Genomic DNA, 14,427 nt, shown 5'->3' on the forward strand with positions numbered 1-14,427 from the left:
GCGGTCAGGGGCCGGTGAAGAGCGGCATGGAGAAGAACACGATCATCGCGATCGCCACGCAGAGCAGGAAACCGACCAGCTCCCAGACCCAGTCGTAGTGACGGTCCTTGCGGCGCTTGACCTTCTTCGGGGGGCGTACGGCCTCCGGGCGCCGCTTGGGAGCGGGACGGGCGCGCACCGGGCGCGGCGCCAGCACCGAGTCCGCCGGCCGGTCCTCCTCCTCGCGGGTCTCCGGCAGGCGGTACACCGGCTCGCCGACGGGCTTGCCACCCGGCTTCTGACGGGGCTTTTCGCGGGTCCTGTCGTCCGGCTTCTGACGGGGCTCTTCGCGGGTCCTGTCGCTCGGCTTCTCGCCCGTACGGCCGGAAGCTCTGTCGCGAGGCTTGAAGAGCGGAGCCGCAGGTCCACGAACCGGCTCCTCGGCCCGCGACGTCCGCCGACGCGACGCGGGCGCGGGTGCGGGCGGTGGCTGGGGCGGCAGGCGGAACTCCTCCGGCGCGGGCTGAGACTCGGGCGGCGGTTGCCGCCGCTCGGGAGCCGGGCGCGGGGGCGTCACGGGACGCGCGGGTCCCTGGTGCAGGAGCACGTCGCCGGTCATGTACGGATCCGGCGCGTCCTTGGGCAGGATCACGTCACCCGTCGCGAACGGATCGGCCCCGGTGACCTCGGGCGCCGCCATGAAGAACGGCCGCTCCTGAGGCGGCGGCCCGGCGACCCTGTGATCCCCACCCGCCTTGTGATCCCCGCCCGCGACCAGCCGGTCCCCGGGCACGGGCCCCCGCGCGTCCCTGCGCGCCCGCGCGGACCCCAGCGGATCCCGCAGCGGCACCCCCGGATCGAGCACGTCCCGGGGCGGCACGGACGAGTCACGATATTTCGGCATCGGAGCCGTGGTCGCCTCATGCTCGGACACCCGGGCGGGAGAAGGCGGCGTGAGCAACTCGGCCGGGAAGATCACCGTACTGGTGGCCGGATCGGCGTCGGCGGGCGGCTGCGGCCAGACCGGCGGGCTCGGCCAGCGCGGCTTGACGAACAGCGGCGCGGGCGGCGCCGTACGGGAGCCCGCGAAGTGGATGCGCAGCGCCCCCGGCGGCTGCGGCCAGGGCAGGCGGCCGAGCACGTCGCGCAGCGGGGCGACCCCGAGCGCGCCGTAGATGTCGGCCACCGGCTTGGGCACGCGGATCCCGGCCGAGGACAGCGCCGTCTGAAGCGACTGCCGCAGGCGGTGCGCCGCGCCCACCGTCAGCTCGTCGGCGGTGTCGGGTGCGACGTCCAGCACCCACGCGAGCTCGGCGTTGCTCAGCCCGCACACCCCGCACAACACGAGCACCTCGCGCTGGTGGGGGCGCAGCTCGCGCAGGGAACGTTCGACGAGCGCGGTGGCCGGGTCGATCAGGGGATCGACGGTGGGGGGAGAGTAGACGATGTCCCGCCGGTGGATCTCGCGGCGGGCGAAGGCGTAGAGCGCGGCGCGGGGCGGCGGGACGGCAGGGACGCTGCCGAGCACGGCCACCAGGACGTCGGACGCCGAGCCGAGGTCGCCGAGCTGGTCAGCGCAGTACGCGAACAGCCCGGCGGCATGGAGGTCGTAGAGCTCTGCGATCAGTTCTGCGCGTAGGCGCTGATCGGTGAGCGACTGAGACACGTGGCCGGATCCTCTTGCTGGGTGCGGACGCTGTAGGGGATGTGAGGGGCGCGTCAGGAGTTTGTGGGCTGATGCGTCAGGAATTGTGAGGGTTATCATGCCAACTCACCTCGGTCCGGCGCACTACCAGATCCACATTTAGTTGTGAATCTCCCTGGTCAAGTGAAGCGTTTCAGGGAAACCCGAGAGGACAGAGCGGTATTCACCGCCGTAGGGTGTGGGGTCAAGAGATCATGCGGAGGCCGTGGCAGGGGGGCTGCGGCCCTGCCACAGGAGCCCGAAGCGAGAGTTCGCGCGTGATCACATTCGACTCTGTCACCAAACGCTATCCGGACGGAACGGTCGCCGTGGACCACCTCAGCCTTGAGGCGCCCACCGGCGAGATCACCGTGCTCGTCGGCCCATCCGGCTGCGGGAAGACGACGTCCCTGAGGATGATCAACCGGATGATCGACGCCTCGGAGGGTCAGATCCTCCTCGACGGGAAGCCGGTGCAGGGCATCGACCCGCCGACGCTGCGGCGCGGCATCGGTTACGTCATCCAGCAGGCCGGCCTCTTCCCGCACCGGAAGATCGTCGACAACATCGCCACCGTCCCGTACCTGCTCGGCTGGGACAAGAAGAAGGCCCGCGCCAGGGCCATGGAGCTGCTCGAACGCGTCGGCCTCGACTCCGCGCTGGCCGGGCGCTACCCCTTCCAGCTCTCCGGCGGGCAACAGCAGCGCGTGGGCGTGGCCAGGGCGCTGGCCGCCGACCCACCCGTGCTGCTCATGGACGAGCCGTTCAGCGCGGTGGACCCCATCGTCCGCACGAGCCTGCAGGATGAGTTGTTGCGGCTGCAGAGCGAGCTGAACAAGACCATCGTGTTCGTCACCCACGACATCGACGAGGCCATCAAGCTCGGCGACCGGGTGGCGGTGCTGCGGGTGGGCGGCACGCTGGCCCAGCTCGCCGACCCCAAGACGCTGCTTTCCGAGCCGGCCGACGACTTCGTGCGCGAGTTCCTCGGGCACGACAGGGGGATCAGGCGGCTGCAGTTCGTCTCCACCGGGGGGCTGCGGCTGCGTACGGACCTGACCGGCGCGGAGGAGCCGTGGGCGCTGGTCACGGACGACGACGGCCGGCCCCTGGGCTGGCGGTCGGCCGAGCGGCCGGGCGAGCTGGAGCCGTACGGGACGTATCTGCACGGCCGCGACAGCATGCGCTCGGCCCTCGACGCGGCCCTGCTGTCGCCGTCCGGCTGCGCGGTGGCCGTGGACGACGACGGCAAGGTCATGGGCGTGGCCACCAGGGAGGCACTCGACGAGGCGCTGGCGGAGGCCGCAGATGGGTGACGGCCCTCCGTCCATCTGGGAGTGGATCGGGCGCAACTGGGACACCGGCCGGGTGGACAGCATCAGCAACCTGCTCACCGACCACCTCGTGATGTCGTTCGTGCCGATCCTGTTCGCGCTGGTCGTGGCGCTGCCGCTGGGCCTGGCGTGCGTGCGCTGGCGCTGGCTCTACCAGCCCACCTCGGGCTTCATGAACATCGTGTACGCGCTCCCGTCGCTGCCGGTCTTCATGTTGCTGATCTCGGTGACCGGGTTGTCGCAGACCACGGTGATCATCCCGCTGGCCTTCTACGGCATGGCCGTGCTGATCCCGGCCGTGGTGGACGGGCTGAACTCGGTGCCCGACCACGTACGCCAGTCGGCCGTCGCCATGGGCTTCACCCCGCTGCGCCGGCTGCTGCAGGTCGAGTTGCCGATCGCGGTGCCGGTGGTGCTCGCGGGGCTGCGGGTGGTCGCGGTCTCCAGCATCAGCCTGGTCAGCGTGGGCGCGCTGATCGGGCAGGGCGGCCTCGGCGGGCTGTTCACGCGGGCCTACCAGAACCCGTTCATGCCACCGGTGATCGTCGGCATCGTGCTCATCGTGGTGCTGGCCCTGGTCGCCGACGCCCTGCTGGTCCTGGCGCAGCGGCTGCTCACCCCCTGGGTACGCGCACGGAAGGGGACGGCGTCGTGAACTGGCTGACCTCGTTCTTCGGCTGGCTGGTCGAGTTCTTCGGCAACGGCGCGAACTGGTCGGGCACCGGCGGCATCCCCATGCGGCTGCTGGAGCACCTGGAGTTCTCGGCGCTGGCGTTGTTGCTGGCGGTGCTGATCGCGGTGCCGCTCGGCCTGGCGATCGGGCACACCGGCAGGGGCGAGGTGATCGTGGTCGTCTCCGCGAACCTGGCCAGGGCACTGCCCACGCTGGGGCTGCTGGTGCTGTTCGTGCTGCTGCTGGGCACGTCCTCGATCTGGCCGGTGATCATCCCGCTGGTGTTGTTGTCGGTGCCGCCGATCCTGGTCAACACCTATGAGGGGATCAAGGGGGTCGATCCCGAGTTGCGCGACGCCGCGTACGGGATGGGCCTGCGCGGCGGCCAGGTGCTCGGCCGGGCGCTGGTGCCGGTGGCGCTGCCGCTGATCCTGCTCGGCTGCCGCCTGTCGGCGATCCAGGTCGTGGCCACCACCACGGTCGCCTCCTACACCGGGCTCGGCGGCCTCGGCCGGTACGTCATCGACGGTTTCGCGACCAAGGATTACGCGAGCGTCGTAGGAGGTTCTGTACTGATTGTGCTGTTCGCGCTCGTGGTGCAGGTGCTGTTCACCCTGCTGCAGTGGGTGACGGTCTCGCCGGGGGTGAGCCGGCGCCTGAAGGTCCGATAATCTCCTGTATTACCTCCCGGTTAGAAGGGAAAAGCAAGATGAAACGCAAGTACGGCATCGCGGGGGTGCTCCTCTCGGCGGTGTTCGCGCTGTCCGCGTGCGGTGGCGGCGGCAGCACCGGGGGCAACCCGCTCGACACGACGAGCGCGGCCCCCACCGGCTCGGCCTCGGGCGCCGGAGGCAAGGCCGTCATCGGCTCCTTCGACTTCGACGAGAGTGTGCTGCTCGGCTCGATCTACGCCCAGGCGCTGGAGGCCAAGGGCGTACAGGTGGAGGAGAAGCCGCGCATCGGCAGCCGCGAGGTCGTCTACGACCAGGTCAAGAGCGGCGGCCTGACCATCGTGCCCGAGTACAACGGCAACCTGCTGGCCTTCATCGACCAGAAGGACACCTCCGTGACCACCGACGAGGTGAACACGGCGCTGAAGTCGAAGCTGCCCGCCGAACTGGAAGTGCTCGACGCCTCGCCCGCCGAGGACAAGGACAGCCTGTCGGTCACCAAGGACACCCAGACCAAGCAGTCGCTGAACTCCATCGAGGACCTGGCCAAGGTCTCCAAGAACATGATCCTGGGCGCTCCGCCCGAGTTCAAGAAGCGGTGGGAGGCGCGCTTCAAGGAGGTCTACGGCCTGGAGTTCAAGGAGTGGAAGCCGACGGGACCGACCACGGCCGACGCGCTGAAGGACGGCTCCATCCAGGTCGGCAACATCTTCACCACCGACCCCAAGATGACGGCGAACAACCTGGTGGCGCTGCAGGACACCAAGAACGTCTTCGCCGCCCAGAACGTGATCCCGCTGCTGCACAAGTCCTCCGCCAACGACACGATCAGGACGACGCTGAACGGCATCTCCGCGAAGCTGACGACCGAGTCGCTGCTGGAGATGATGCAGAAGATCTCCGTCAACAAGGACGAGCCCGCGACCGTGGCCAAGGAATGGCTGACCACCAACGGCCTCGGCTGATGAGGGACGCTCGGGCGAGGGCCTCCTCCCGGGGGCCCTCGCGATGAGCGAGTTGTTCACGGAGGCGATGGCGCAACTCGCGGGCGGCGTGGCCGTCGTGACCGTCAGGGACGGGCGCGACGACCTCGGCGCCACGGTGTCGGCGCTCATGTCCGTCTCCCTGGAGCCCCCGCTGGTCCTGGTGAGCCTGGCGAGCAGCGGCTACCTCAACGAGGTCCTGCTCCGCCAGGACCGGTGGGCCGCCTCCCTGCTCTCCTCGGGCCAGGCGGCCATCGCCAGCCGCTTCGCCGCCGCCGGCCGCCCCAGCGCCCGCCTGCTGGTGGCGGGCACCCCGCACCACCGGGGCCCGCACACGGAGGCGCTCGTGGTCGAGGGCGGGGTGGCCGCGATCGAGGCTGAGACCACCAAGGTGGTCCCGGCCGGCGACCACACGCTCTTCATCGCCACCGTCCTGGCCGTCGACTACGTGAACCCCGCCCACCAGCCTCTGGTACGCCTGCGCGGCCGCTACCGCTCGACCGTCTCCTGAGCCGGCGGCGGTCAGGGGTCGCGGAAGGTCGTCCGGTAGGCCCTCGGGGTGGTGCCGACCTGCTTGGCGAAATGGTGCCGCAGGGCCTCCACCGAGCCGAACCCCGTCGTCCGCGCGATCCGCTCCACCGGCAGGTCCGTCGTTTCGAGCAACTCCCTGACGCGCTGCACGCGCTGCTCCAGCAGCCACTGCAACGGGGTCAGGCCCATCCGGGCGCGGAAGCGGCGCGACAGGCTGCGGGTGCTCATGGCGGCGTGTGCGGCGATGCCGGCCAGGGTCAGCGGCTCGCCGAGGTGGTCCTGCATCCAGCGCAGGGTAGGTGCGAGGTCGTCGGGGTCGCCGTCGGGGTCGCGGTACTCGATGAACTGCGCCTGGCCGCCGGAGCGCTGTGGCGGCATGACGATCGCGCGGGCGGTGCCGGACGCGGTGGCCGCGCCGAGGTCGCGGCGCACCAGGTGCAGGCACAGGTCCAGCCCGGCGGCGACCCCGGCGGAGGTCAGGACGTCGCCCTCGTCCACGTACAGGACCGACGGGTCCACCTCGATCTCGGGGAAGTCGCGCGCCAGCCGGTCGGCCAGGCGCCAGTGGGTGGTCGCGCGGCGGCCGTCGAGCAGGCCGGCCGCCGCGAGCACGAACGCGCCCGTGCAGATGGAGGCCACCCGGCCGCCCCTTTCCGCGACCGCGCGCACCACCCGCAGCACCTCCGGGGCGGGCGGCCGTTCCGGGTCGCCGCCGGGAACGATCACGGTGTCCGCGTCGAGGGCGTCCGCGAGGCCGTGCGTGGGATTCAGGCAGAAGAGTTCCTGGTCCCAGGCCGTCGCCGTGACCGGGCGGGCGGCGCACACGCGTACCTCGTAGGCGGGGCTCAGGTCCGGTTGGCGGGCGGCGGCGAAGACCTGGCACGGGATCGCCAGGTCGAAGGCGACCGTGCCCTCGAAGGCCAGGACGGCGACGACATGCATGTGGCCAGATCTTACGCATACCCGGCATGCGAGCCACTGTTCGCCCAGGTCGTACACCGGCAGACTCCCCGTCATGGAGGATCACCTGCACGTGCACACCGTCCTGTACGACGACGCCGAGGACCAGGACTTCATCGGGCCGATCACGGTTTTCGGCGTGCTGGAAGGCGTACGGCACACCTACGTCACCGCTGAGGGCCCCAGGACGGTCACCACCGCGTCCGGCGCCGAGATCACCGTCCGCGCCCCCTGGTCACCCGGCTCCGCGGACCTGATCCTGGTGCCCGGTGGCGGCTATGGCGAGGGATCCGGCGTGGAGTGCCAGATCGCCCGGGGCACGCTGCCGCAGGCGCTGGCCGAGGCCGTCCGGCCCGGCCTCGTCCTCGCCGCCGTGTGCACCGGCACGCTGCTGCTCGCCGCGGCCGGGCTCACCAAGGGCCGCCCCTGCACCACCCACCACATCGCCCTGGACGACGTGCGGGCGCTGGGCGGCGACCTCGTCAGGGCCCGGGTCGTCGACGACGGCGACCTGGTCACCTCCGGCGGCGTCACCTCCGGCCTCGACCTGGGCCTGTGGCTGACCGAACGCTTCCACGGCCCGCAGGCGGCGCTGCTGGCCGAGGAAGTCCTTGAGTACGAGCGCCGCGGCACCGTCTGGCACCGCCGTCAGGAGTAGGGCTCAGCGGACACCGTCCGGCGCCGTCATCGGGAGTCGGCTCAGCGGATGACGTACCAGTCGGGCAGGAGGAGCGGCCCGGCGGCGGGCAGGCCCAGCTCGGCCGACAGGCGGGCCAGCGGGCCCCACGCGTCCAGCCGGATCCTGGCCAGGGCCGCCGACTTGTCCTCGCTCGACTCGGGGCCGCGCAGGCGTTCGAGCGGGTTGAGCCGGGGATAGGTGCGCACCGGCGCGTCGTCGGCCAGGCCGGCCCGCTTCCTGGCCAGGGCCAGCGCGTCCTCCAGGCCGCCCAACTCGTCCACCAGGCCGCCGGCGTGCGCGTCGGCACCGGTCCAGACGCGGCCGCGGGCCAGCTCGTGGGTGCGTTCGCGGGACAGGTCGCGGCTCTTGGCCACCTTGTTCACGAAGTCGTCGTAGATGCGGTCGAGCCAGGCGTTCACCCGCTCCCACTGCTCGGGGGAGAAGCCGCGCGAGGTGGAGAACATGCCGGCGTTCGCGCCCTCGGCCACCATCTCGGTGCTGACGCCGATCTTCGCCATCAGGTCGGAGACGACGGGCTTGCCGCCGTACACGCCGATCGAGCCGGTCAGCGTGCCCGGCTGGGCCACGATCACGTCGGCGGCCATCGAGATGAAGTAGCCGCCGGAGGCCGCCAGGTCGCCCATGGACACGATCACCGGCTTGACCTTGCGGGTCAGCGTCACCTCGCGCCAGACGGTGTCGCTGGCCACGTACGAGCCGCCGGGGCTGTCCACCCGGAACACCACGGCCTTGACGTGCTCGTCACGCCTGGCGGCGCGGAGCGCGGCGCTGATCGTGTCGGAGCCCATCGCGCCACCCCCGCCGAGCGGGCTGCGGCCGCTGCGCCCCGACCTGATCGCGCCGAGGCCGTGGATGAGGGCGATCCCGTCGGCCGTCGGGTGCGGCAGCTTGCGTACGGCCGCGCCCTTGGCGTAGCGGGAGACGTACAGGAGGTGGGATTCCTCGCCCGCGGCCCGCTTGACCTCCTCGTAGACCTCGTCCCGGTAGGCGAGCTGGTCGACCAGCCCGGCCTCCTGCGCCTCGGGGGCGGTGAACGGGCCGCGGTCGATCAGCTCGCGCACCTTGCCCGGGTCGAGGCGCCGGCCGTCGGCGATGCCCGCGACCATGGTCTCGGTGACCGACTCCACGATGCGGGCCATGGACTCGCGGTGCGGCTCGGTCATGTGGTCCTGGGTGAAGGTGTTGGCCGCGGTCTTGTACTCGTGGCGCTGGCCGACCTCGTACCCGACGCCCAGCTTGCCCAGCGCGCCCTTGACGAACCGCTGCTCCAGCGCCACCCCGGTCAGCCCGACGTCGCCGCTGGGCTGCAGGTAGAGCTTCTCGAAGGCGGTGGCCAGGTAGTAGGGCACCGTCCCGCCGCCGAACTCGCCGAACGTCTCGGCGAAGGCGACGGTCAGCTTGCCCGAGGCCCGGAAGTGCACCACGGCCTGGCGTAGCTCCTGCATCATGCCCAGGCCCAGCGGCTGGTTGCCGATCTTCACGATGAGCGCCTTGACCCTGGGGTCCTGTCTGGCCCGCTTGAGCCCGGACAGCACGTCGGCCAGACGCGTCTTGCGCATGGACAGCAGCGCGGCGAGCGGATCCGCCGGCGGGCCCTCGGTGAGGCCCTCTGTGAGGTCGAGCTCCAGGACCAGCGGGGCCGTGCGCCGCTGGCGAAGCTTGTCAACGGTTTCGAAGATCGCCTTGCCTGCGTCCATAGAGCCACCCTAAGCGACACAATTCGAAATGTGCTTAGAACCATACTCCTTAGGTGCATACACCTAAGGAGTATGGTTCTACTGTGAGTGAGATACCGAAACCCGCGCATGTCTTCGACCGTGATCGTGAATGGGCGGGCCTGGTCCGGTTTGCCACTTCGCCGAGCCCTGACGTGCGGCTCGGCGTCGTCAGCGGCAGACGCAGGCAGGGTAAGACGTTTCTGCTCGATGCCCTGGTCGAGGAGGTGGGCGGATTCTTCTTCACCGCCTTGGAGGAGACGGAGACCGAGGCGCTGGCCAGGTTCAGCCGCGCCCTGGCTGTGCGGACCGGAGGCGGGCGGTATGCGTTCGACAACTGGGACGAGGCGCTGGAACGGCTGTACATCGACGTTCCCGACGGGCTCATCGTGATCGACGAGTTCCCCTACCTGAGCAAGGTTTCCCCCTCATTGCCCTCGCTGTTCCAGATGGCCTTCGATCCCCGTGGTTATGCGAGGACATCGAGGGCACGAACGCTCCTGTGCGGCTCGGCCCTCAGTGTGATGGGTCGTCTCCTGGCGGGCAACGCGCCACTGCGCGGGCGGGCGAGCCTGGAACTGGTGGTCAACCCGCTGGACTACCGGGCCTCCGCCAAGTTCTGGGGTATCGACGATCCACATCTTGCGGTGCTGGTCCACTCCATAGTGGGCGGCACTCCGGCCTACCGGCGGGAGTTCGTCGCGAACGACGTTCCCGCCTCGATGGACGACTTCGACGACTGGGTGCTGCGTACCGTGCTGAACCCGCAGATCCCGCTCTTCCGGGAGGCCCGCTACCTTCTGGCGGAGGAGGCGGACATCCGCGACCAGGCCCTCTATCACGCCGTGCTCGGCGCCATCGCCTCGGGAAACGCCACGCGTGGCGGCATCGCGGGCCACATCGGCCGGAAATCTCCGGACATCGGGCATCCGCTGGCGGTGCTGGAGGACTCTCGCCTGATCGCACGTGAGGCGGACGCGTTCAAAAAGGGGAAATCGGTCTTCCGCATCTGCGAGCCGTTGATCGCCTTCTACGAAGCCGTGATGCGGCGCGAGTGGACGCGGCTTGAGCGCGGTCAGCAGGAGGCCGCGTGGCGCGACTCCCACGCCACTTTCCTGTCCCAGGTGGTCGGGCCCCACTTCGAGGGCATCTGCCGGGAATGGGCGATGTTCGCCGACGCCGAGGTCTTCGGCGAACTGCCCGGTGAGGTGGCGGCGGGTACGGTGGCCGATCCGCACAACCGCACGCAGATCGAGGTGGACGTCGCGGTGCTGGCGCGGGAGGAGCACGGGCGGCCGCGTCGCATTCTGTCGCTGGGCGAGGTCAAGTGGGACAAGATGGTGACCGCCGCGCATGTGGAGCGGTTGCGCCGGGCGCGGGACCTGCTGTCGGTCAAGGGGTACGACACCAGCGGCACCGTGCTCGCCTGCTACAGCGGCGCCAGCTTCCAGGAGGACATCCCCGGGGATGTCCGGCTGGTCGGCATCGAGGACCTTTACTGACTGCTCAGAGCGTGACGATTACCTTGCCGGGGGCGTGGCCCTCCTCCTGGTACCTGACCGCCGCCGGGAGTTCCTCGAACGGGTAGACGCGGTCGATCACCGGGGTGAGCTTGTCGGCGGCGATGAGCGCGGACAGTTCCAGGAGGTTCCGCCTGGTCTCCTTGTCGCCGACCACGTCGGCCAGCACCGCCTTCTGCGAGGTGAAGCGCGACACGATCAGCGCGGAGAAGACCAGACCGGCCGGTTGCAGCCAGCGGTCGGCCGCGCCGCCGATCATGACGCAGACGCCCTTGGGCTTCAGCACCTTGCGGCACTCCAGGAACGAGCGGCGGCCCGCGATGTAAAGGATCACGTCGTAGGGGCCGCCCTCACGGGTGAAGTCCTGCTTGGTGTAGTCGATGACCTCGTCCGCGCCGAGTGAGCGCACCAGGTCCAGGTTGCGGGTGCTGCACACGCCCGTGACGTGCGCCCCGTACGCCTTGGCGAGCTGCACCGCGAACGTGCCCACCCCGCCGGACGCCCCGTTGACCAGCACCCGCTGCCCCGGCCCGATCCGCCCCTGGTCGCGTACCGCCAGCAGGGCCGTGGCGGCGGCCAGCGGCACCGCCGCCGCCTCCTCGAACGACAGCGTCGCCGGCTTCGGCGCCACCTCGGTCACCGGCACGCAGGCGTACTCGGCGAACCCGCCGCCGCGCTGCGGCATCGCGAACACCTCGTCGCCGGGGCCGAACTCCGTCACCTTGTTCCCGACCGACACGACCTCGCCGGCCAGGTCCGCGCCGAGAATGCTGACCGAGGGCTTGCGCAGCCCGAGCATGCCGGGCATCAGCCGCGAGATGTACGGCTCGCCGCGCATGAAGTGCCAGTCCCAGGGCTGGACCGAGGTGGCGCGCACCCGGATCAGGACCTCGTCGGGACCTGGGGTGGGCCGGTCGATGTGCTTGAGTTCGAGGGCGTCGGGGGAGCCGTACTCGCGCAGGACGAACGCCTTCATCGCAGTCTCCTGATTCGTCTGGTGGGCTGTGCTCATGGCCCTCAGTGTGTGAGCGGGACGCGGACGGCGTAACAGCCGAAAGTACGACGTTGCGACCGGCCGTTCGGCTCATCCGAGTCGGGCCTTTGGAGCGATGAGCCGGCGGGGATGCGGCGGCCACCATCTGGGCATGCGTACCGAACCTTCCAAGAGCAGCCGGCTCATCCCCACCGGGCTGATCGCCCTGAGCTTCGTCCCGCTGCTCGCGGGCGCCTTCCGCCTGACCGAGCTGGCCACCGGCGCGCAGGTCACCGAGGCCAACGCCCGGTTCTTCGCCGCCCCCGCCCCCGTCGTGGCGCACATCGTGGCGGTCAGCCTCTACACCTTCCTGGGGGCCTTCCAGTTCGCGCCCCGTTTCCGGCGGCGCAGGCCCGCGTGGCACCGCAGGTCGGGGCGGCTGCTGGTCGGTGCCGGGCTCGTGGCGGCGCTGTCGGGACTGTGGCTGACACTGTTCTCCGACCTGCCGCACGGCGACGCGGGCCTGCTGGCGGTGTTCCGGCTGGTGGCGGGGACGGGCATGTTCGTCTCGATCGCACTCGGCCTGGCCGCCGTGCTGCGCCGCGACATCCGCCGCCACCGCGCCTGGATGATGCGCGGGTACGCCCTGGGGCTCGGCGCCGGCACGCAGGCGGTGACCCAGGCCCTGTGGCTGGGGTTCGTCGGGGTGCCGGACGAGTTCACCCGGGCGCTGCTCCTGGGCGCGGCCTGGGCGATCAACGCCGCGGTGGCCGAATGGCTCATCTGGCGGGCGTCCCGGAGGCGGGTCAGGGTTTGACGCGGTCCGTCTCGTACGCCCACATGGCGATCTCGACCCTGTTGCGGACCCCGAGCTTGGTCATCAGGCTCGCGATGTGACTTTTCACCGTGCTCAGCGAGATGTGCAACTCCTTGGCGATCTCACCGTTGGTACGGCCGCGAGCCACGGTCAGCAGGATCTCCTCCTCCCGCTCCGTCAGCGCCTCGATCGGCTGGACCCGCGGCTGGGCGGGACCGGTGCCGGCGAAGGTGGACAGCAGGCGGGCGGTGATGCTCGGGGCGATGAGCGCGTCACCGGCCGCCGCGGCGCGTACCGCCTGGGCCAGCAGGGCGGGGCCCGCGTCCTTGAGCAGGAAACCGCGCGCTCCCGCCCGCAGCGCCGCGTAGACGTACTCGTCCAGGTCGAACGTGGTGATGACGACGACCGCGATCGGGTCGGCCACCTCGGGGCCGGCCAGGCGGGCGGTGGCCTCGATGCCGTCGCAGCGGGGCATGCGGATGTCGAACAGGCACACGTCGGGGCGCAGCCGCCTGGCCAGTTCCACCGCCCGTAACCCGTCGGCGGCCTCTGCCACCACCTCTATGCCCGGCTGCGCGTCGAGGATCATGCGCAGCCCCGTACGGGCGATCTCCTGGTCGTCGGCGACGATCACCCGGATCGCCTCGGATGCGTTCGTGGTCATGTGGCCGCTCCCGTTCGAGGTAGTACGGCGGTCACGGTCCAACCGCGTCCCGGGTTGGGTCCCGCTTCGCAGGTGCCGCCGAGCAGGTCGGCCCGTTCGATCATGCCGAGCAGCCCGTAATTGCCCGAGGACGTGGCCTTGCCGGGCGCCAGGATGGGACGGCCCGCGGTGCTGTCGCCGTCGTCGCTCACGCGCAGGTGCACCGAGGTGTCGTCGGCCGCCACGGCGACCTCGATCCGGGTGGCGTGCCGGGCATGGCGCCGGGCGTTGGTGACCGACTCCTGGGCGATGCGGTAGATCGCGGCTCCGACGGAGGCGGGCACGCCGTCGAGGTCACCGTCGATCTTCACCTCCACCGACGGCCCGACCCTGGGCCGGCCCGCGAGCTGGACGAGGTCGGCGAGGTGTGGGTTCGGCGCCAGTTCCGGCAGGTCGGAGGGCTGGGCGCGGCGCAGGACCCGTACCATGGCGCGCATTTCCGCGAGCGTACGTGACGCCTCCGCCTCGATCACGCGCAGCGCGTCCACGGCGGCGTCCGGGTCGGAGGCGGCGGTCGCGATGCCCGCCTGGGCCCTGATGGCCATCGCCGAGACGTGGTGGGCGACGGTGTCGTGCAGGTCGCGGGCCAGTTGCTCGCGTTCGAGCAGCTTGACCTGGTCGAGTTCGCGCATCCTGGCCCGGTTGCGGTAGCGGAAGGTGCCGCCCACGGCGATCGCGGCGAACACGACCGCGAACGCGCCGACGAGGTCGCCGGGGAGCGCGAGGTCGGAGGTGAGGATCGCGGTGGCGACCAGCGCCAGCCCGGCGGCGGTCTCGCGGCCGGAGCCCCAGCGGGACAGCGCGTACAGCAGGATCACCGGGTAGGCGGCCGAGTTCATCTCCGACGGGTTCATGCCGGTGACGAGCCCGATCAGGGTCGAGGTGGTGACGGGTATCGCCAGGGCGAGCAGCGGACTCGTACGGCGCCATAACAGCGTCGGCAGCATCACCAAGGCGTAGATCATCGACAGCGGCCGCCACTGGAGGTCCGTCCGCAGGACCCCTTCGAGCACGATGGCCACGGCGAACACCCCGACGAGCACCCAGTCGCGCCACACCCGGCGCGGGGGGCGGGGCGGACGGGGCTCATCCCACAACGAGCGGAGAAGGCCCTGCACGGACATCATGGTACGAGACGATCTCCGCCAAGTCGCGCCCACGCGAAAAAGCCCGCCGAATGAATC

Annotated in this window: 14 protein-coding genes; 8 read left to right on the forward strand and 6 right to left on the reverse strand. The window is 70.7% G+C overall.

Translation table 11 applies throughout. The features are described from left to right. Positions 1 to 4: 4 nt before the first annotated feature. Entirely contained in the window at positions 5 to 1,645 is a 1,641-nt protein-coding gene (locus tag AB0I81_RS48570) for a hypothetical protein (RefSeq protein ID WP_360673264.1), read from the reverse strand. Positions 1,646 to 1,941: 296 nt separating this feature from the next. On the opposite strand from AB0I81_RS48570, the gene AB0I81_RS48575 reads away from it, so the two are divergent. The 5 genes from AB0I81_RS48575 to AB0I81_RS48595 are packed head-to-tail and all read left to right on the forward strand — an operon-like array spanning position 1,942 to position 5,835. Then, the gene (locus AB0I81_RS48575; RefSeq protein ID WP_360673267.1) at positions 1,942 to 2,979 is read left to right on the forward strand and encodes an ATP-binding cassette domain-containing protein; all 1,038 of its coding nucleotides are present in this window, start codon (positions 1,942 to 1,944) and stop codon (positions 2,977 to 2,979) included. Further along, positions 2,972 to 3,652, forward strand: a complete 681-nt coding sequence (locus AB0I81_RS48580; RefSeq protein WP_360673270.1) for an ABC transporter permease subunit — start codon at positions 2,972 to 2,974, stop codon at positions 3,650 to 3,652. Before AB0I81_RS48575 ends, AB0I81_RS48580 begins: the two co-directional genes overlap by 8 nt. Beyond that, positions 3,649 to 4,341, forward strand: coding sequence for an ABC transporter permease subunit (locus AB0I81_RS48585; protein WP_360673273.1), 693 nt, complete (start codon positions 3,649 to 3,651; stop codon positions 4,339 to 4,341). The genes AB0I81_RS48580 and AB0I81_RS48585 overlap by 4 nt, the downstream gene beginning before the upstream one ends. 38 nt (positions 4,342 to 4,379) lie before the next feature. Further along, positions 4,380 to 5,306 (forward strand): ABC transporter substrate-binding protein, encoded by a 927-nt coding sequence (locus tag AB0I81_RS48590; protein WP_360673275.1) that lies wholly within the window; start codon positions 4,380 to 4,382, stop codon positions 5,304 to 5,306. A gap of 43 nt (positions 5,307 to 5,349) precedes the next feature. Beyond that, positions 5,350 to 5,835, forward strand: a complete 486-nt coding sequence (locus tag AB0I81_RS48595; protein ID WP_360673278.1) for a flavin reductase family protein — start codon at positions 5,350 to 5,352, stop codon at positions 5,833 to 5,835. 11 nt (positions 5,836 to 5,846) lie between these two features. Here the strand turns inward: AB0I81_RS48595 and AB0I81_RS48600 are convergent, their stop codons facing one another. After that, on the reverse strand, positions 5,847 to 6,797 hold the full coding sequence (locus AB0I81_RS48600) for a helix-turn-helix domain-containing protein (RefSeq protein WP_360673280.1): 951 nt from the start codon (positions 6,795 to 6,797) through the stop codon (positions 5,847 to 5,849). 73 nt (positions 6,798 to 6,870) lie between these two features. Between AB0I81_RS48600 and AB0I81_RS48605 the strand changes: the two genes are divergently transcribed. Then, positions 6,871 to 7,473 (forward strand): DJ-1/PfpI family protein, encoded by a 603-nt coding sequence (locus AB0I81_RS48605; protein ID WP_360673283.1) that lies wholly within the window; start codon positions 6,871 to 6,873, stop codon positions 7,471 to 7,473. 41 nt (positions 7,474 to 7,514) lie between these two features. Here AB0I81_RS48605 and sppA read toward each other — a convergent pair whose 3' ends face one another. Beyond that, positions 7,515 to 9,212 (reverse strand): signal peptide peptidase SppA, encoded by a 1,698-nt coding sequence (gene sppA / locus AB0I81_RS48610; RefSeq protein WP_360673285.1) that lies wholly within the window; start codon positions 9,210 to 9,212, stop codon positions 7,515 to 7,517. An 83-nt stretch (positions 9,213 to 9,295) separates the two neighbouring features. Here sppA and AB0I81_RS48615 point away from each other — a divergent pair, with 83 nt between their 5' ends. Beyond that, a complete protein-coding gene (locus tag AB0I81_RS48615) occupies positions 9,296 to 10,732 on the forward strand; it encodes an ATP-binding protein (protein WP_360673288.1) in 1,437 nt (478 codons plus the stop codon). A 4-nt stretch (positions 10,733 to 10,736) separates the two neighbouring features. On the opposite strand, the gene AB0I81_RS48620 is transcribed toward AB0I81_RS48615, so the two are convergent. After that, positions 10,737 to 11,762 carry an NAD(P)-dependent alcohol dehydrogenase gene (locus tag AB0I81_RS48620; protein ID WP_360673291.1) on the reverse strand — a complete coding sequence of 342 codons (1,026 nt, stop codon included), beginning with the start codon at positions 11,760 to 11,762 and terminating at the stop codon, positions 10,737 to 10,739. A 133-nt stretch (positions 11,763 to 11,895) separates the two neighbouring features. Between AB0I81_RS48620 and AB0I81_RS48625 the strand changes: the two genes are divergently transcribed. Next, positions 11,896 to 12,540: a DUF2306 domain-containing protein gene (locus AB0I81_RS48625; protein ID WP_360673293.1), complete on the forward strand. Its 645-nt coding sequence runs from the start codon at positions 11,896 to 11,898 to the stop codon at positions 12,538 to 12,540. On the opposite strand, the gene AB0I81_RS48630 is transcribed toward AB0I81_RS48625, so the two are convergent. Next, positions 12,530 to 13,204 carry a response regulator transcription factor gene (locus AB0I81_RS48630; RefSeq protein WP_360673295.1) on the reverse strand — a complete coding sequence of 225 codons (675 nt, stop codon included), beginning with the start codon at positions 13,202 to 13,204 and terminating at the stop codon, positions 12,530 to 12,532. The two genes, AB0I81_RS48625 and AB0I81_RS48630, sit on opposite strands and share 11 nt — an antisense overlap. Then, the gene (locus tag AB0I81_RS48635; RefSeq protein WP_360673298.1) at positions 13,201 to 14,361 is read right to left on the reverse strand and encodes a histidine kinase; all 1,161 of its coding nucleotides are present in this window, start codon (positions 14,359 to 14,361) and stop codon (positions 13,201 to 13,203) included. Before AB0I81_RS48635 ends, AB0I81_RS48630 begins: the two co-directional genes overlap by 4 nt. Positions 14,362 to 14,427 lie beyond the last annotated feature (66 nt).

Origin of the sequence: Nonomuraea sp. NPDC050404 (assembly GCF_040655495.1) — a bacterium.
Classification (GTDB): Bacteria; Actinomycetota; Actinomycetes; order Streptosporangiales; family Streptosporangiaceae; genus Nonomuraea.

Excerpts from the sequence above, each read along its gene's own strand:
- AB0I81_RS48580 (WP_360673270.1), top strand. The coding sequence starts at position 2,972 with ATGGGTGACGGCCCTCCGTCCATCTGGGAGTGGATCGGGCGCAACTGG.
- AB0I81_RS48590 (WP_360673275.1), top strand. The coding sequence starts at position 4,380 with ATGAAACGCAAGTACGGCATCGCGGGGGTGCTCCTCTCGGCGGTGTTC.
- AB0I81_RS48595 (WP_360673278.1), top strand. The coding sequence starts at position 5,350 with ATGAGCGAGTTGTTCACGGAGGCGATGGCGCAACTCGCGGGCGGCGTG.
- AB0I81_RS48600 (WP_360673280.1), bottom strand. The coding sequence starts at position 6,797 with ATGCATGTCGTCGCCGTCCTGGCCTTCGAGGGCACGGTCGCCTTCGAC.
- AB0I81_RS48605 (WP_360673283.1), top strand. The coding sequence starts at position 6,871 with ATGGAGGATCACCTGCACGTGCACACCGTCCTGTACGACGACGCCGAG.
- sppA (WP_360673285.1), bottom strand. The coding sequence starts at position 9,212 with ATGGACGCAGGCAAGGCGATCTTCGAAACCGTTGACAAGCTTCGCCAG.
- AB0I81_RS48620 (WP_360673291.1), bottom strand. The coding sequence starts at position 11,762 with ATGAGCACAGCCCACCAGACGAATCAGGAGACTGCGATGAAGGCGTTC.
- AB0I81_RS48625 (WP_360673293.1), top strand. The coding sequence starts at position 11,896 with ATGCGTACCGAACCTTCCAAGAGCAGCCGGCTCATCCCCACCGGGCTG.
- AB0I81_RS48630 (WP_360673295.1), bottom strand. The coding sequence starts at position 13,204 with ATGACCACGAACGCATCCGAGGCGATCCGGGTGATCGTCGCCGACGAC.